This window comes from Endozoicomonas elysicola, assembly GCF_000710775.1.
Classification (GTDB): Bacteria; Pseudomonadota; Gammaproteobacteria; order Pseudomonadales; family Endozoicomonadaceae; genus Endozoicomonas; species Endozoicomonas elysicola.
The window spans coordinates 4,510,396-4,528,572 of record NZ_JOJP01000001.1 but is presented as its reverse complement, the minus strand read 5'-3'; the positions used below and the strand labels follow the sequence as shown (position 1 = coordinate 4,528,572).

Genomic DNA, 18,177 nt, shown 5'->3' with positions numbered 1-18,177 from the left:
CTTTTCTTGTTTTTATAGCTTATTCGATGAACGTCAGTAATGGAGAACCTGCGGCAACCTGGTCACCTTCCTTATAAAGTATCCGCTCAACGGTTCCGGGCTCTTTTGCTGTGATGCAGTGTTCCATCTTCATGGCTTCCATCATGAGAAGAGGGGTTCCCTGTTCCACAGACTGACCCTCGTTTACCATCACGCAGGTGATTGAGCCGCTCATGGGGGCAAGAGGAACATTATCCTGATCTTCTTCATGTTCCATGGGATGGCCAGGAAGTGCAACTTCATGGCTGACATCCGGAAGAATGATTTTCAGTCTTTCTCCAGGGAGAGGAATCACTCTGCAACTCAGCGGATTATCAGAAGGCGAACTGTTTTTAGTGTGATCAGTAACGCTGATTCCCAGTGAGCAGGACATGCCCTGTGGCTCTTCCTGCCAATCTGCGGTGACAAACAAGTCTTGTCCAGCAAACGAGAGCTGGTAGCCAGCCTTTTGCCTGCTAACTCGAACTTGCCAGCTTTGATCATCAAGGTAGAGCTGTATCAGGGACTCTACAGATAAGTTCGAGCCAGGTGACTGCTGAAATAAAGCATCGCTAACCGGTTTTTGGGCTGCCCGGGTTTCAAACTGATATATAGCTGCAACCGCTAACAGCTGGTGTTGTTGCTCCACTGATACAGGAGGGAATGGGTGATGATCAATAAAGTCTGTGCTGAGTTTTGCTTCAATAAACTCAGGAGTTGCCAGCAGATGGGCCAGAAAATCCCGGTTATCGCAGATCCCCGCCTGATAATACTGGGCCAGCGCCGTCTGAAGCTGTTCTATTGCTGCTTTTCGACTGGAGCCTCTGGCAATAATTTTTGCCATCATGGGATCATACCAGGCGGTGATGCTGTCACCGGCCTGAATTCCGGTATCAATACGCAGGTTACCGTGGGTTTCTGGCCATTCCAGGGCAAGAATACGTCCAGAGGTGGGCAGAAAATCCTGCCTTGGATTTTCTGCATACAACCGGGCTTCAATCGCATGGCCATGGCAGTGTAACGACTCCTGGTCCGATGGGAGAGGCTCTCCAGACGCTACTTTTAACTGCCATTCAACCAGATCAAGATCAGTGACCATCTCTGTTACCGGGTGCTCAACCTGGAGTCTGGTGTTCATCTCCATAAAGTAGAATTGATCACCATCCAGCAGAAACTCTACGGTACCAGCCCCTTGATAACCGATGGCTTTTCCAGCGGCTACTGCAGCATTACCCATGGCTTCGCGCAGTTCGGGAGTCAGTCCGGGAGCGGGCGCCTCTTCGATCACTTTTTGATGTCGGCGCTGCAGAGAGCAGTCTCTGTCAAACAGAAAAACACCATGACCCAGTTGATCAAAGAAAATCTGAACTTCGACATGCCGTGCTTTCGTAACAAAACGTTCAAGGAGCAGTTTGTCATTGCCAAAGGCTTTTTCTGCTTCACGCCTTGCGGACTCCAGTTGTTGTTTCAAGTTCTCTGAACTGTCGACAACACGCATCCCTTTACCGCCACCACCAAAAGCAGCCTTGATCAGCAGGGGATAACCAATGTGCTCGGCTTCAGCCATCAGACTTTCGTTACTCTGGTTATCGCCGTGGTATCCGGGAACCAGAGGTACCCCAGCCTCTGCCATGATTTTTTTGGCTTCACTTTTCGACCCCATGGCATCGATGGCCGAAGCAGGAGGGCCTACGAAGATAATGCCCTTTTGCTGACAGGCTTTGGCAAAGCCGGCATTTTCTGACAGGAAGCCATAGCCCGGGTGAATGGCATCCACCTTTTCATGTTCCGCGATGGATAATATGTTTTCAATATCCAGATAACTTTCCAGAGCAGGGCTAGGGCCCGCATAGACAGCTTTCGTGGCCATCGTCGTATGGAGGGCCCGATGGTCTGCATCGGAGTAGAGGGCAATGGTTTCAAAGCCCATGGTATGGGCTGTTTTGATAATTCGGCAGGCGATTTCCCCACGGTTGGCAATCAGCAGGCGTTTAATCATGGTGTTGCTCCCCTGTTGATGGCTTTCTATTTGCTGACGGCTTTTTATCCGCTGATGGCTCTCTCCATCCAGGAGTCCGCTTTTCCAGAAAGGCGCTCAAACCTTCCTGACCTTCCGGTGACGTGCGAATGCTGGCGATTCGGTCGCAGGTCAGGTCAATCAGGTTTTCATCAATTGGCTGATTACTGACGTCATCGATTAGTTGTTTGGCCTCTGCCATCGCAACCGGTGCGTTCTGGAGGATTTGATGGCAAAGCGTCTCGACCGTTGACGATAAATCCTGCTCTTTACACCGCTCATGAATCAGGTTCAGGCGAAGTGCCTGTTTGGATGAGATGGTTTCGGCACTGAGAAAATAGCGTCTTGCCTGGCGGGCTCCAATGGCTCGAACCACGTAAGGACTTATTACAGCGGGAATGAGCCCAAGTTTGACTTCGCTCAGGCAGAACTTTGCGGATTTACTGGCGATGGCAATATCACAGGCGGAGATCAATCCCAGGGCACCACCAAACGCAGCTCCCTGAATCACGGCTATGGTGGGGGCAGGAAACTGGTCCAGCCGTTGAATCAATCCGGCCAGTTGCCGGGCATCCTGATGATTTTCTTCTTTGCTCAGTGCTTTTGACTGTTTCATCCAGTTGAGGTCAGCACCGGTACAGAAATGTTTCCCATTGGCCTTGAGTATCAGAAGGCGTGTGGGCGTCTGCTCAATCTGATCAAAAGCCTGATGCATTTCTGCAATCAGTGCTTCATTCAGCGCATTACCGGTTTCAGGGCGGTTAAGGCAGAGCGTAGCGATCTTGCTGGACTGCCCACTGAGTGTTTCTATATCGAGTATCAGGTTTTTGTAGTTCATTGTGATGAGTACTCTTCAGACTTACATCCTGAATATGCCAAAGCGGGTGTCTTCAATGGGCGCATTCATTGCTGCGGAAAGACCAAGCCCAAGGACGTTACGGGTATCAGCAGGGTCAATCACACCATCATCCCAGAGTCGTGCACTGGCATAGTAAGGGTTGCCCTGATGGTCGTAGTTCTCAAGAATGGGCTGACGAATGGCCTGGGCTTCCTCTTCACTTAATGCCTGACCCTGCTTTTCCATAGCGTCACGTTTGACCTGAACCAGTACGTTGGCAGCCTGTTCTGCACCCATCACGGAAATACGTGCATTGGGCCAGCTCCAGAGAAACCGGGGATCATAAGCTCTTCCGCACATGCCATAATTACCGGCACCAAAACTGCCGCCAATAATCACCGTGAACTTGGGAACTCTGGCACAGGCAACGGCGTTGACCATTTTGGCGCCATGACGGGCTATTCCCCCTGACTCTGCCTGAGATCCCACCATATAACCGGTGGTATTCTGGAGGAATACCAGTGGTATTTTGCGCTGACAGCACAGTTCAATGAAGTGAGCACCTTTCTGGGCAGATTCGGAAAAGAGAATGCCATTGTTGGCAAGAATCCCGACCGGGTGTCCATGAATACGGGCAAAACCACACACCAGCGTCTCACCAAACAGTGCCTTGAACTCATCAAAATCGGAACCATCAACAATGCGGGCTATCACTTCCCTTACATCATAGGGTTGTCTCAAGTCGGAAGGGACAACCCCATAGAGCTCTCTGATGTCATACAGTGGCTCAACACCTGGCTGAAGGTCGTATTGGCGCTTTTCAATAGAGAGCTTAACCGAGTTGAGTCGGGATACCGATTGACGAATCAGGCTGATGGCATGGGCATCATCATTGGCATAATGGTCTGCCACGCCGGACTTACGACAATGAACGTCCGCACCGCCCAGAGCTTCCGCGGTAATCTCTTCACCAGTGGCCGCTTTAACCAGGGGAGGGCCGGCAAGAAAAATGGTGCCCTGACGGCGGACAATAATGCTTTCATCGGCCATGGCAGGGACATAAGCGCCGCCGGCGGTGCAGGAACCCATCACCGCAGCAATCTGTGGAATGCCCCTGGCGGACATATTGGCCTGGTTAAAGAAAATTCGGCCAAAGTGCTCCCGATCAGGAAACACTTCATCCTGCCTGGGCAGGTTGGCGCCACCGGAGTCCACCAGGTAGATGCAGGGAAGTTGATTCTGCTCTGCGATGGTCTGGGCTCTTAAATGTTTTTTAACGGTGAGTGGAAAGTAGCTGCCACCTTTCACTGTGGCATCGTTAGCGACAATCATGCACTCGCGACCTGAAACCTGACCAACGCCGGCAACTACGCCTGCACAGGGCACTTCTTCGTTATAGACCTTGTCTGCGGCAAACAGTCCGACTTCCAGAAAGGGGGAGCCAGGATCCAGCAACATGGCAATTCTATCTCTGGCCAGAAGCTTCCCTTTGCCGATGTGCTTTTCGCGGGCTTTTTCAGGGCCTCCCTGTTTCAGGTGATCAGACTTCTGCTGCAGCTCATCAACCAGTGCCTGCATTTGACGACGGTTGTCATTAAATTCTGCACTGTCTATGGCTATTGTTGTGGTAAGTGCAACCATGACCAGCTCCCCTTAGTTTAATGTCCTGTTTCCTGAAACAGCTCACGACCGATCAGCATACGACGGATTTCAGATGTGCCGGCACCAATCTCATACAGTTTTGCGTCTCTTAGCAGGCGTCCGGTTGGGTAGTCATTGATATAGCCATTGCCGCCGAGTATCTGAATGGCATCCAGTGCCAGAGTGGTCGCTCTTTCGGCGCAGTAGAGGATGACGCCTGCTGCATCCTTACGGGTTGTTTCACCACGGTCACAGGCTGCTGCAACGGCATAGAGGTATGCTTTGCAGGCATTCATCTGGGTGTACATGTCGGCAACTTTACCCTGAATCAGCTGAAACTCACCGATGGACTGACCAAACTGCTTGCGGTCGTGAATGTAGGGCAGAACCACATCCAGACAGGCCTGCATGATGCCGGTAGGGCCTCCTGAAAGAACCACACGCTCGTAGTCCAGTCCACTCATCAGAACTTCAACACCGCCATTCAGGTTGCCCAGAATGTTCTCTGCCGGTACTTCACAGTCCTCAAAGACCAGTTCGCAGGTGTTTGAACCCCGCATTCCCAGTTTGTCCAGCTTTTGAGCTCTGGAGAATCCCGGGAAATCCCTTTCAACAATAAATGCGGTTATGCCGCGGGATTTTTTTTCAGGCTCCGTCTTGGCATAGATAACGTAGGTGGATGCATCAGGGCCATTTGTGATCCACATTTTGTTTCCGTTCAGGATATAGCGATCGCTTTTCTTTTCGGCTTTAAGCTTCATGCTGACCACATCTGAGCCCGCTCCCGGTTCACTCATGGCCAGCGCGCCAACGGCCTGACCACTGATAAGGTCAGGCAGGTATTTTTCTTTCTGAGCATCGGTGCCCATCCGGAAAATCTGGTTTACACAAAGGTTGGAGTGGGCACCGTAGCTGAGTCCAACGGAAGCAGAAGCCCGACTGATTTCTTCCATGGCGATGACATGGGCGAGGTATCCCATTTCTGAGCCGCCGTACTGTTCCGATACGGTGATACCCAATAAGCCCATATCACCCATTTTCTGCCAGAGATCCATAGGGAACTGGTTAGTCTGGTCGATCTCCATTGCCCTTGGCGCAATCTCTTTTTCAGCAAATTGCCTGACCTGCTCTCTGAGCATGTCGTTGGTCTCTCCAAGGTTGAAATTCAGCTCTGAGTATTGACTCATTGGTGCTTCCTCACTTTTTTATTCTTATTACCGTATGAGTTTTATGTAAAAGAGACGATTTAACTCTCGTTTTCCTGCAAGGCTTTAAGGCAACGCGTTCTGGCTTCGAAAAGTTCATCCCGCATCATTTGAATGTCTTTGAGCTGTTGCTCAAGACGCGTACTGGACGTGTCAATGGCATCCAGCATTGCCTGGAGCTGCTTTTTATTTCGGGAAGTCGGGTCATACAGCTCAATCAGATCTCTGGATTCAGCAAGACTTAAGCCAAGACGCTTGCCCCGGACAATGAGCTTGAGGTGTACGCGGTCCTTCTTGGAGTAAATGCGCTGCAGGCCATTGCGGCTGGGGCTGAGTAGCCCCTGGTCTTCATAAAAGCGTATCGCCCTGGGGGTGAGGTCGAACTCCCGGGCGAGTTCTGAAATTGTGAACGTGGTCTCGGACATTGTTCTGTGCTCTTTATTTAAAGCGCGTTTGTAGACGCTTCATTTTCTTATTATGACTTGAGTATAGATTCCCTTTACGTAAACGTAAAGCGGCTCAAAGAGCTCACCGCATGGAACTTTACCGGTTTACTGGCTATCTATAAGCAGAATCATGAATCACTCGTCCCAATGGGAAGCCCATGCAAGATAATCATCCGTTCAGTGTGTGGAGAGCCAGACTCTGGCCTGTTCATGGCTATGAGTTGAAAAAGGTGATTCCCATGATCCTGATGTTTTATCTGGTTTTGTTTGTTTACACCATTCTCAGGGATACTAAAGATACACTGGTGATTACCGGTCATGGTTCGGGAGCAGAAATTATCCCGTTTCTGAAGTTATGGGTGAATGTCCCTTTTGCCATTCTTTTTACTATTTCCTACGCAAAGTTGAGCAACGTGCTTCGTCGCAATATGCTTTTCTATTTTATCATTTCGGGGTTCATCCTTTTTTTCTGCCTGTTTTCTTTTGTTTTGTACCCCTGTCGGGATGTTCTTCATGCCGATCAGCTGGCTGACTATCTGGAAACCGTTCTGCCTCTGGGGTTTAAAGGGTTTATCGCCGTTCTGCGTAACTGGACCTTCTCCCTTTTCTATGTGATGTCTGAGCTTTGGGGAAGTGTTTGCCTCTCACTCCTATTCTGGGGGTTTGCCAATCATATTACCCAGATATCCGAGTCAAAACGGTTTTATGCACTCTTTGGAATGATGGGAAACCTGGCGTTACCAACCGCTGGTTTTTTTGTCTATTACGCCTCTCAGGCACGGGAAACATTACCTGAAGGAACTGACTCCTGGGGGTACTCCCTCAATATCATGACCGGAGTAATAACCATTGCCGGTCTGCTAATTATGCTGGTGTACTGGTGGATTAACCGCTTTGTTGTAACCGACCCCAAGCTTTATCAGGCGGATAATACCGCAGAGTCAAAGCTGGAAAAGTTGAGCCTTTCCATAAAAGACAGTCTGCATCTGATTCTCAGCTCAAGGTACTTGCTTTGTATAGCGATGCTGGTTATCTGTTATGGAGTTTGTATCAATATGGTGGAGGTAACCTGGAAGAATCAGTTGCGAATGCAGTACCCATCACCGAATGAATACAATCAGTTTATGGGTCTGTTTTCTACCTGTACCGGGATTTTTACTATCTTCATGATGCTTTTCGTGACTAATAATGTCATTCGACGATTTGGCTGGACCGTGGCGGCACTCTGTACACCGGCTGTGCTTTTAACCACGGGCTGTTTGTTTTTCAGCTTTGTTCTGTTCCGGGATAGCGTACCCAATGGCTGGTTTATCTTGGGAATGTCGCCCTTAATGATGACTGTTGTTATAGGAGCGCTGCAAAATATTCTCAGTAAATCCACCAAGTATTCTTTATTCGACCCCACCAAAGAGATGAGTTATATCCCTCTGGACCCTGAGAAGAAAGTGAAAGGCAAGGCAGCCGTAGACGTTATTGGTAACCCTTTGGGCAAGTCTACCGGCTCGCTGATTCAACAGGTCTTGCTGGTTATCTTTGGCTCTCTTTCAGCCATAACACCTTATGTGGCTGTTATTGTTCTGGGTTTCTTTATTGTCTGGATAACATCGGCTAAATCGCTAGGTACGCGGTTCAGGCACCTGGCAAAACAACACAGTGATGTCGAATAAAAAGCAGCGGCTTGCCGTTGCGAAACCTGAACTTGTGGGCGCAGCAATATATGCTAACTTCTAACTGATTTCAGACCGAAATGATCATCCCTTCTCTCTGCATTCCTTCATGCTTCCTTTCCCAAGAGTCTCATTATGCTTCTTCTGCGTCCTTTTCTTGCACTTTGGCTACTGCTCATGCCTGTAATTGCGCTATCCATCAGCGAACTGCCATCACCCAGGCAAAACAATAACCCGCAGTGGGACATGGTATTAACTAACCCCAGGCCGGTGATGACGTTCTCTGTCAGTGGTCATGACCCCAAGTGGCATTATGAACTGCAAATTGCCAGTGATGAGACGTTCAGGAATGTGGTTGCCCACTATAAAAATATCAGGCAACTAAATCCGTATTTTGCTCAGGTGCGTGTTAAGCCGGAAAATAGATTGAAAGATGGTCGTTATTACTGGCGGGTTCGTACCCTTAATAAAAAGGCAGTCAGTCCATGGGCGGTCAGTCGTTTTGTTATGGATTACCAGGGATCCAGAACATTCAGTGGGCATCTAAGAGTACCGGTTAAATCCATCGAAGTGTCTTCTGGAGAGAACCCGAAAAACATCATTGACTGGGACGATCAGGGACAGCTGACTTTCTGGAACAATTCACCCCTGGGGATAGGGGAAAAAAATAGCTGGGTAGTACTGGATCTTGGGAAAAAGACAGCTCTAAGTCGTTTCTGGATGCTGTCAACCCGCAGTATAACGGCCGCTGCCGGGTGGCTGGTGGACTTCCAATGGCAGTACAGTGATGATCGAGTCAGCTGGAAAGACATTAGAGATGCCAAAGTGGTGGGTAATGATACTTATCGTAATATTATTGATTTTAAACCGGTCACAGCTCGCTATTTCCGTTTACTGATCAATAAGCAGAATGCTCTCCAGGCTCAGATCAACACCATCATTCCTTACACCAAAGGCTCTCCTTCAATTCCAGATGTGCCTGAAGGGAAATATGTACTTCTTGTTGGTAACCAGATGAATGGTTTTACATATACGCAGCTTAGTGATTTTGTAAAGAGTAAAGGGTTTAAAACGGTATTGGTTCCGCATTACGAATTCTCACTGGATGTGCTGAAGAAACTGAAACATAAACCAATGGCCATTATGTTCAGTGGAAACAATGCAGACTGGCAGTATCTGCCTATGTTTGAATACTATGGTGAATATCAAGTGATGAGGGAAGTCCGCGATATTCCCATGATGGGCATGTGCGCAGGCAATGAATTTTTTGCCATGGCGTATGGCATCTCATTCGCACACTGGATGGAATGGTTTGATGACACAATATTCAGGAAAAACCAGGGGTTGCCAGTCGATAAAGTGACTATTCAGCCACCGTTCACCAGTAACCCGATTTTTGACAATGTCCCAAACCCTTTTCAGGCGGTTGAGATACACAGCTGGTCAGTGAGTGATGAGTTTATCAAGGAACACCAGGATTTCGCTGTGATGGCCAGATCTTCCTATATCCAGGCCATGCATAATGTGAATCGTCCAGTCTACTCAACCCAGTTCCATCCGGCAGCTGTTGTTCCTTATAACCAGTCGGGACCAATTATGGCCAACTTTCTTGAGTTTGCTTCACGGTGGAGGCTGAATTAATCAAGGCCGCGTGTTGGAGGCCCCCTGGGAACCATTCACAAATGCCGTTGTGGGTGGTGAGTTTGGTTGCTAAATAATAGGACGCCAGGAGCCTGCTTGACTTACCACTGACTGCATTAGGACTTTTTCTCGCTACGCTAAGTCCGACAGGCTCCTGGAGCATTATTTATATTTGTGTTGAAGCTTTAATGTTGCAGTTCCTTCATCGGTCATAATATCAGTGAGGGCGCCTCTTCTGTGTACAGTGACTTTGCCAATATAGTCATCGTCACCCCAGCTTGTTGCAGACTTAGGCTGGTCCTGCATGTGCTCAGCAATTGAGGTTATGGCCGGGGATGCGTATGAATCACTGATGAAATGTTGGAAAATGCCAAGAATAATATTGGCTATTGAACGGTAAGGAATATCCATATCACTCTCCATTACGGTCAGTTTTGCTCTGTCACTTCCTGTTGGCCATTCCAGCAACAATGAAGATCCTGTGTTAATTCCTTTTTTGTTCACCCACGGAAGAGGGCGAGCGACTTTACTGATTAATTGCTCTTCTGAGTAATAGGCAATGGTCATATAAATTTCGGGACGAGTGAAGATCTCTCCTGTTTTAAAAAGGGTTACTTCAGTTAGCCAGGTTTGTAAAGGAAGATGGTTTTCATCAGGCTGATCTGGAGCCACATAAACAACTTTTGCCAGCTCTTTTGGATTATGAATTAGTCTAATTACGGTGTTTGTTTTTAATAACTCTCTGGCTTGTTCTAAAGGTGTATTTGTAAATATGCACTGGTGTGTTGCACACTCTTGGGGGGATGTAACTCTTGCCTGCTTCGCTGGCTTTCCATTCAATGTAGATACTGTTGTGTAGCCCATAAAGACTTGATTGCTTGCATCAAAGGGGTTGCTGTCTTCCGGGGTGTATAGCTTTAATGCCATAAGAGGCTGCGGTGAAGTTTCCTGAGCCTGATAATGGAAGCATTTTCCAATCGTTTCAAGATTATTGATTTTGAAATATAAATCTTTGACAAAATCAGCATTAATGTGCTGATTAGTTTCGAAAATAAAATTAGGAAGGTGAACCAAGTATACTCCATTGCCAATGTCTGGATCGAATTTTTTTTTACGAAGCAGGCTGGCTAAGTCTGAGGTAGAAAATCCATAACTATCACTTTTACTGAAGTGCTCAATAAGTTGATCTCTTGCGGCCGTAAATTTTTCGCGTTGCTGTTCTACTGGCTGATTTAAAAACTGAATACAATTAAACTCCTTTGCTGATACTGCTGATGGAAGGGTGCAAAGGCTAAAAATGGAATGGATAAGCAGGTATAGATAGATTTTTCTAACCATGACAGATCTCTTTACTTGAATTTAATTTGAAACTAACGCTCAATAAAAATAGAGTGGCTTGTTGTTTTAATAGGATTTAAATGTTTGGATGTCAAATGGATTCGATCTTATATCTTGTTGATATATAAGTATTTAAGATGTTGATTTCATGATTTTTCAACCTGGTTCTATGCTCAAACTTTAAAAATATTAGGTTTTATTTTTAATGATTATTCTGAATAAAAAACTGCTACTCGGGAAACTAATCCTATGCTTATTATTGGTTTCCGGTTGTGTCTGGCAGAAAGAGATAATCCCGAAGGACGGTAAAGTAAGCTGGATGATTGCTGAACGCACTGTTCCGGTACCTGAAGATATCAGCATTGGTCTACGCGACTATATTACGAGCAACCTGCAGCCCGATGTAAAAGCAGCCAGCCAGTTCAAGCCTGAGAGCGGGGCCGAGTGGAAAGAGAAAAAGAACAGCGTGAACAGTAAGCGTATCGTTAAGACTCAAGAGTTAATGAAACAGCTTCCTGTAAATATCACCCTTTCAAAAATTAATGGCGTAACAGTCCGCTATGTAACCCCCCATGACGTGGATGAAAGGCATAAAGATCACCTTTTTGTGGATATCCATGGTGGTGCATTTTTACTTAACGAGGGAGATGGCTCCATTCAAGAGTCAATGTATATTGCTACTCGTCTAAAGATCCCGGTTGTGTCCATTGACTATCGTACATTGCCAGAGCATCCGTTTCCGGCTCCTCTGGATGATGTTGTCATCGTGTACCAGGGACTGCTGAGGGAGAGACATGCAAAATCAATGATTCTGGGGGGGACGTCGGCTGGGGGGAACCTGGCGCTGGCATCGTTATTGAAATTCAGAGAGCTTGGGATTGCTTTTCCCGGAGCGCTCTACCTGGGAACGCCATGGTCTGATCTGACGAAAACAGGGGATACACAATATACCAATGAAGGACTTGACCGGTTACTGGTGGGGAATGAGGGATTATTGTCTCAATCTGCAGCGCTTTATGCCGGTAATCATGATCTGCTAATGCCTTTAATCTCCCCGGTGTATGGACAATACGGGAGTTTTCCACCAACGTATCTTGTTACTGGTACTCGGGATTTGTTGTTAAGTGATACGGTCAGGGTTCATCGAAAACTACGACAGGCTTCTGTCGTTGCAGAGTTGAATGTTTATGAGGGCATGTCACATGCTGATTACCTGTATGCAGCGGATACTCCTGAGTCCAGACAGGTGTATGCCGAGTTGAATGACTTTTTGTTAAGGCATATGCATTGAGGTCGGAGGAGGTGAGGCAAGGCTGGCAAAAGCCAGCCTTTGGAAGTTTACTTCAGGTTGATCGTCAGGTTTGGCTGATCACTCTGTTTGAAGGCTTCTTCATCATAGTTCCAGCGGGAAGTGACGGTTTTGGTTTCTGTATAGAAACGCACTGCCTGCTTCCCATAGGCATGAAGATCACCCATAAACGAGCCTTTCCAGCCGGTAAAGGAGAAGAAGGGGAGCGGTACAGGAATAGGAATATTAATACCTACCTGACCAACTTCAATTTCACGCTGGTATTTACGGGCAGCGGCACCAGAGCCGGTGAAAATTGATGTGCCATTGCCGTATGGGCTGGCATTGATCAGTTCGATCGCTTCAGCCAGAGTGTCGACGGTGATGCAGCAGAGAACCGGGCCGAAGATCTCTTCCTGATAGATGGCCATATCAGTGGTTACATCGGTAAACAGGGTTGGTCCAACCCAGTTACCATCCGGTAGCCCTTCAACGGTGCAATCACTGCCATCCAGAAGACAGGTAGCCCCTTCTTCCTTACCTTTGGCAATTAATCCCAGTACACGCTCTGTAGCCGCCTTGGAAATAATCGGGCCATAACCGGCTTTGGGATCGTCCCACGCGCCAGGCTTAACGACTGAAAGTTGCTCTTTCAGCTCATTAATCCAGTTCTTGCTATCGCCGACAAAGACCGCGACACTGATGGCCATGCAGCGCTGGCCTGCAGCACCAACGGATGCGCCAACAAGGCCATTCAATACGCGGTCTTTGTCCGCATCAGGCATGATGACCATGTGGTTTTTTGCACCAGCCATGCACTGTGCCCGTTTCATGTTTTCAGTGGCCGTTTTGTAGATGTATTTACCAACAGGTACGGATCCTACAAACGACACAGCCTTGGTATCAGGGTGGTTCAACAGGTAGTCAACCTGCTCTTTTCCACCGTGAACAGCTTGTAATACACCTTTAGGAGCACCGGCTTCCACAAACAACTCAATCAGGCGCATGACCGTCAGGGGAACTTGCTCAGAGGGCTTGAGAATAAATGTGTTACCAGCGGCAATGGCCAGGGGGTACATCCACAATGGAATCATGGCCGGGAAATTGAAAGGGGTGATGCCAACACAAACCCCAAGTGGTTGCGTGTAACTGTAGGTGTCGATGTTATTGGCAACATTTTCAACCGTTTCACCCATCATGGAAGATGGGATGTTAGCTGCCTGTTCTACCACTTCAATACCACGCCATACATCCCCCTTGGCGTCAGCAAAAGTTTTACCGGTATCCTTAGAAACCAGTTCGCCCAGTGCATCATGATTTTCTTTTAGCAGGGCAACATAACGCATCATCAAGCGGGCACGGTCAGAAACAGGGACATCTCTCCACTTTTTAAAGGCCGACTTAGCGCTTTCAATGGCTTTTTCCATTTCGGCTTCAGTCGCAAAAGGCAGTTCCGCCAGCAGCTCCTGAGTCGCAGGATTTGTGACAGGGATATACTGCGAGCTTTCACTGGCAGTGAACTCGCCATCGATAAACAGAGGAATTCTATTGGGCATGGGACTACCTGTCTTATTTTATTATTAAGCGTGCTGTTCTATGCGGCCTTCATGCTAGCACGGCAATATTGGTTACGATAACTAAGCTCATTAATTATCAAGGATAACCTGTTCATAATATTTAACAGAATAGTAGTGAATTGTGAACAGGTTGTGATGGCAAGTGTCCATTGTATCTCAGCCCTTATGATGCTCATGGTTGTTATGGACTATGCGATACCGAGAGATTCAGCAAGCTGTTGAGCGGTGAAATGGTGTGAGAACTCACTGTCACCTAATGACAGCCGGGTCATTGCGGTATGCATGGCAGTTCCCATCAACATGACGGCAGTGAGTTCTGGTGTAATCTCTCTTTTAATCCGGTTGTTTTCTTTCAACTCTTTCAGTCTGTCAGAAAGCATTTGACGGGGAGTATAGAATCCTTTTACCCGACCTTTAGGAATAGAAGCCTGACCCATTGTTAGAGAGGACGCTGCGATTGGAAGAACGCGTTCAAAGTAGGCTATAGCAGCTTCAAACACGTTATGAAGCCACAAGTCTATTGGCTCAATGTCTTCGGTAATATGTGTCATAAGCGCTGCTTGTTCAGGCAGGGCTTCATTAATCAAAGCCTGCAGTAGCCCTGTTTTATCACCAAAGTTATTGAAAAGGCTGGCTTCGGTAACCCCGGCATGCATTGCAACAGCTTTGGTTGTGAGCCCTGTGAGGCCCTCCGTTTCCAGAAGGTTCCTGGCGGCTTCCAGAATACGGTTACGCACGCGGGGTCTACCCATAATTTATTATCCCTGGTTTGCCCCATGCTCTGTTGATTGGCTCAAGGCTGGTTGCGGCTCATCCCAGATAGCAATGATGCCCTTGATGGTGCCTACATAAGCCGTGCCATCAGTGCCGATGGTAATGGGAGCCCAGTTATTGTCAAACGCCATGCCTGCACCAGTGCGAATTTTAAAGGCTGTTTTACCACTGTTTGCATCCAGAGCCATCAGGTACCATGCGACATCCTCTGCATTTTTCTGTTGTTCAAAGGTGTAGAAATACACAAGACCATTATCGGCTGATAGTTTTGGTACAACGGAAGGTGCTTTTTCAGGAGAATTCCAGACAACATCACAACCGGATTCATCTTTACGGATATCAATCCGGGTGATACCGCCGGGAATAACATCCCACTCTTTCTGTTGGACGGCACTGCTGTAGCCAAAATTATTTTCGATAATGATTGTGCGTCCCCAGCCTACCATTGAGTTTTCTGTAGCCGACTGCTGGTTTTCAAACAGGGGAACCGTACAAATTAACCGCTGGCCGTTAAAGTCTGGCTGACGGCGGTATACCAGAAGGTTGATCCTTTCGTCTGCATTGTCAGTAACCGTGATATACCGATCACCCAGCAGCGTCGGGGTAGTGCCAGATCCCTGATTGATAGAACCCACTTTACGTGCAGATCCACGGTCGTATGCTTCCTGCCAGAGAACAGTGGGCTTTCCCCTGGCATCGGTATTCATGGCATAGGTTGCATGATCTGTGACAACGTAGGCCGCATTTTCATCCATTGCGAAGCTGTTCTGGATCTCTTCTCCCTTAAATTGTGTGCTTTTTACTCTGCCGGTTTCAGGGTTAAGGGTGCCGACCCGGCCATAACGGGTAACCCACCATATCAAGCCTTTGTGATCAGGTAATACGGCAGTGATTGGGTCGCATTCCCCATCAGGGAACCAGTTGTTCCAATTCATACAGTCGTTAGGTACTTCATGGCTGAGATCCCAGCTGCCATCCAAATAGAACTCCCATTCACCGGTTTCAGTCTGGCGATTGGCAAGCCTGATAATTCGCTGTGTGCTGTCAGCCAGCACAACTCGATCTTGATCATCAAGGTAGTAGTAGGCACCGCCAGAAGTATCCGTCATAACAATGGTTGGGTCACGTTTCACCAGAGCCTGAAACGAGCTTGGACGGTTTGGTAATTTGAAGCGCGCCAACAGTTCAAGTGATCTGGGCTTCAGCATGTGGATTTCAAACCCGGCAATAGATGCACACAGTGCAATAAGCTGGTCTTTAGTTGTGATGGTGACCGTTGCGCACATGCCTCCAGGCATATTGGACCCATCACGGGTTTGTATCTGCGGGTTAATGCCCAGGGGGCCTGATATCAGATGGACATCGGAATTAAAACCATCGCCATGAATAGTACTTTTACCCGCTTTAGCCATAAAAGGGTGGGTAATATTGCTCCCCTGAAAGGGCTTGGCGGTTGCTGACTGGCCAATAAATTCGGGAGCAGTTAATGCTGAGCTTTTCAGAGGTTCAGGCTCTTTAGAAGGGCTGCAGCCTGCCAGTAGTACGGCTGATAGCAGAGCAAAAAAGTGATGTTTCATGGAATAGATTCCCTGTTTTATTTTGTTTTTATAGCGTCACTATAAATAAAATGATTGGGAGATCAAGTGTTTTTGTTGTTTGTTGTTTGTTGTGTTTTTGTGATTTCTATTGATGTGCTTGTGGCCGTTTTACTACAATAAACGACATTGGTTTTTTAAGCCTCTGGTCAGAATGATTGAGATTTAAAAAATTGCCATTGCAGATTGGCCTGTTTTTGTCATTGTTCCCGCTGTCAGTTTGGCGATGATACAAAAAGTTATTTCTTGCACTGGTTTATGCCTCTTTTGTGAGTTCGCAGAATACAGCCATTTTGGCCGGTAACTGTGTAGCTGGTTTGTAGGGGCCAGAGGATGTGTGAAATTGAGTCAGCTTTCACCATGCTCTTAATAACAATAAGGATAAAAAAATATGTCCAATGCTATTGATGCGGTAAAGACCGTATTTGCAGGTTTAACTCGTCCCGGCGCGCAGTTTGAACTTGAAGAGACGACCATCCAGGGCATCACCTACCGTTCCTATAAAAATGCACCAGCCACGCTGCCACAGATCTATCGGGAAAGCCTGGCTTTTGGCGAGCAGCCATTTCTTGTTTATGAGGACAAGCGCTATACCTTTAAGGAAGCTTACTCTCTAGCCAGTAAGGTGGCATCACAGCTGATTGATCAGTTTGACATTAAAAAGGGTGACCGTGTTGCTATTGCCATGCGTAATCTGCCTGAGTGGATCCTTGCTTTTATGGGGATTACTTCTGCTGGCGCGATTGCTGTTCCGCTTAATAGCTGGGGGGGGCGGGATGAGTTGGAATATGGCATTGAGGATTCTGGAGCAAAGTTAGTTTTCACCGATGCTCGTAGATTGAATCATATTGTTGCTGACCTGGCCGAGATGGATGTTCGGGCCATTGTGGTTGATGATGAAGCGGCTTCACAGAATGACCGTGTAACCACATGGCAGACACTGGTAAGTGGTCCAGCAATTGAAATGCCAGATGTGGGTATTGATGGCAAAGATCCCGCTTTCATTCTCTATACTTCAGGCACAACAGGCAGACCAAAGGGGGCGCTTTCTTCGCATTGGTCCATTGGGCAGGCCCTTACCAGTGGTTCTGTTGCGGGCATGACCATGGCTACCCAGCACCCTGAATCTGTTCAGGCAGCGATGAAACGAGGGCATGCCCCTGCGGTGTTACTGGCATTACCACTATTTCATGGTAGCGGCCTGCATACTGTAGTGCTTTCCGCTCTGCGACAGGGTACGAAAGTGGTTATTCAGTCAAAGTGGGATGCTAAAAAAGCATTAGAATTGGTAGAGCGTGAAAAAGTTGCTACCTTCTCCGGTGCCGCAAAAATGATCTGGGATTTCCTTGAGCACCCTGAGTTTGATCAGTATGACACTGAGAGTATTCTGAACCTGACCGGTGTTGGCGCTGCCCAGCCTGAAGCATTGTTGAAAGACATTCTTGATGAATTCCCTCTAAACTTTCTGGGCACTGGTTATGGAATGACGGAATGTAACATGTATGCCTCCATTAATATGGGGCCTATGTATCTGGAAAACAAAGACAGTGTTGGCCTTCCTTTCCCTGTGTCAGAAATTAAAGTGATCGATGAAGGTGGTGACGAGCTGTCTGTTGGAGAGGTGGGTGAAATCTGTATTAAAAGTCCAGCCATGGTGGAAGGCTACTGGGGCAAAGAGGAAGAGACCGCCAAGGTATTGAAGGAAGGCTGGTATCGTTCTGGTGATGTGGGGTATTTGGACGAGAAGGGCTTGCTCTTCGTCTGCGATCGAAAGAAAGATATGGTGATCCGTGGGGGCGAAAATATTTATTGTGCCGAGGTAGAAGCACTCATCAATGAGCATCCGGCTGTTGTGGAGAGCGCTGCTTTCGGTGTTCCTCACAATAGATGGGGTGAAGAGCTGGCGGTTGCGATTCATCTTCAGCCAGGAGAAGAATTGTCTGATGCCGAACTGCAGGATTACGTGGCGGCATCACTGGCTAAATTCAAAGTACCGACACATGTTGTTTTTGCGGAACAGCCGCTGCCAAGAAATGCCATGCAGAAGGTAGTTAAGCAGGAGGTTCGTGACCAGTACATTGATGAGCTGGCTTCGTAGTTGATAGTCATCGTCGCTTACGAAAGGCTCAAAG

Annotated in this window: 13 protein-coding genes; 4 read left to right on the top strand and 9 right to left on the bottom strand. The window is 47.7% G+C overall.

Going from position 1 to position 18,177, the window contains the following annotated elements; all coding sequences use genetic code 11:
• Positions 1-19 precede the first annotated feature (19 nt).
• From GV64_RS19020 to GV64_RS19000, 5 genes are read right to left on the bottom strand one after another with little or no spacing between them, the layout of a single operon-like run.
• A complete protein-coding gene (locus tag GV64_RS19020; RefSeq protein ID WP_020581372.1) occupies positions 20-2,017 on the bottom strand; it encodes an ATP-binding protein in 1,998 nt (665 codons plus the stop codon).
• Positions 2,010-2,873 carry an enoyl-CoA hydratase/isomerase family protein gene (locus GV64_RS19015; protein WP_020581371.1) on the bottom strand — a complete coding sequence of 288 codons (864 nt, stop codon included), beginning with the start codon at positions 2,871-2,873 and terminating at the stop codon, positions 2,010-2,012. Before GV64_RS19015 ends, GV64_RS19020 begins: the two co-directional genes overlap by 8 nt.
• Before the next feature lie 21 nt (positions 2,874-2,894).
• Positions 2,895-4,514: a carboxyl transferase domain-containing protein gene (locus GV64_RS19010; protein WP_020581370.1), complete on the bottom strand. Its 1,620-nt coding sequence runs from the start codon at positions 4,512-4,514 to the stop codon at positions 2,895-2,897.
• A 17-nt stretch (positions 4,515-4,531) separates the two neighbouring features.
• Positions 4,532-5,701, bottom strand: coding sequence for an isovaleryl-CoA dehydrogenase (locus GV64_RS19005; protein WP_020581369.1), 1,170 nt, complete (start codon positions 5,699-5,701; stop codon positions 4,532-4,534).
• 59 nt (positions 5,702-5,760) lie between these two features.
• Positions 5,761-6,144: a MerR family transcriptional regulator gene (locus GV64_RS19000; protein ID WP_020581368.1), complete on the bottom strand. Its 384-nt coding sequence runs from the start codon at positions 6,142-6,144 to the stop codon at positions 5,761-5,763.
• A 179-nt stretch (positions 6,145-6,323) separates the two neighbouring features.
• Here GV64_RS19000 and GV64_RS18995 point away from each other — a divergent pair, with 179 nt between their 5' ends.
• Both GV64_RS18995 and GV64_RS18990 read left to right on the top strand, forming a co-directional pair.
• Positions 6,324-7,832 (top strand): NTP/NDP exchange transporter, encoded by a 1,509-nt coding sequence (locus GV64_RS18995; protein ID WP_020581367.1) that lies wholly within the window; start codon positions 6,324-6,326, stop codon positions 7,830-7,832.
• 135 nt (positions 7,833-7,967) lie between these two features.
• The gene (locus GV64_RS18990) at positions 7,968-9,473 is read left to right on the top strand and encodes a discoidin domain-containing protein (RefSeq protein ID WP_020581366.1); all 1,506 of its coding nucleotides are present in this window, start codon (positions 7,968-7,970) and stop codon (positions 9,471-9,473) included.
• A 162-nt stretch (positions 9,474-9,635) separates the two neighbouring features.
• Here the strand turns inward: GV64_RS18990 and GV64_RS18985 are convergent, their stop codons facing one another.
• A complete protein-coding gene (locus GV64_RS18985) occupies positions 9,636-10,811 on the bottom strand; it encodes a hypothetical protein (RefSeq protein WP_020581365.1) in 1,176 nt (391 codons plus the stop codon).
• 205 nt (positions 10,812-11,016) lie between these two features.
• Here GV64_RS18985 and GV64_RS18980 point away from each other — a divergent pair, with 205 nt between their 5' ends.
• Entirely contained in the window at positions 11,017-12,102 is a 1,086-nt protein-coding gene (locus GV64_RS18980; protein ID WP_081622048.1) for an alpha/beta hydrolase, read from the top strand.
• A gap of 47 nt (positions 12,103-12,149) precedes the next feature.
• Here the strand turns inward: GV64_RS18980 and GV64_RS18975 are convergent, their stop codons facing one another.
• The 3 genes from GV64_RS18975 to GV64_RS18965 all read right to left on the bottom strand — a co-directional run bounded on the left by GV64_RS18975 (position 12,150) and on the right by GV64_RS18965 (position 16,027).
• On the bottom strand, positions 12,150-13,655 hold the full coding sequence (locus tag GV64_RS18975) for a CoA-acylating methylmalonate-semialdehyde dehydrogenase (protein WP_020581363.1): 1,506 nt from the start codon (positions 13,653-13,655) through the stop codon (positions 12,150-12,152).
• A gap of 209 nt (positions 13,656-13,864) precedes the next feature.
• The gene (locus tag GV64_RS23990; protein WP_020581362.1) at positions 13,865-14,428 is read right to left on the bottom strand and encodes a TetR/AcrR family transcriptional regulator; all 564 of its coding nucleotides are present in this window, start codon (positions 14,426-14,428) and stop codon (positions 13,865-13,867) included.
• Positions 14,429-14,434: 6 nt separating this feature from the next.
• On the bottom strand, positions 14,435-16,027 hold the full coding sequence (locus GV64_RS18965) for a hypothetical protein (protein WP_020581361.1): 1,593 nt from the start codon (positions 16,025-16,027) through the stop codon (positions 14,435-14,437).
• Between the two features lie 409 nt (positions 16,028-16,436).
• On the opposite strand from GV64_RS18965, the gene GV64_RS18960 reads away from it, so the two are divergent.
• Entirely contained in the window at positions 16,437-18,143 is a 1,707-nt protein-coding gene (locus GV64_RS18960) for a class I adenylate-forming enzyme family protein (protein WP_020581360.1), read from the top strand.
• Positions 18,144-18,177: the final 34 nt, after the last annotated feature.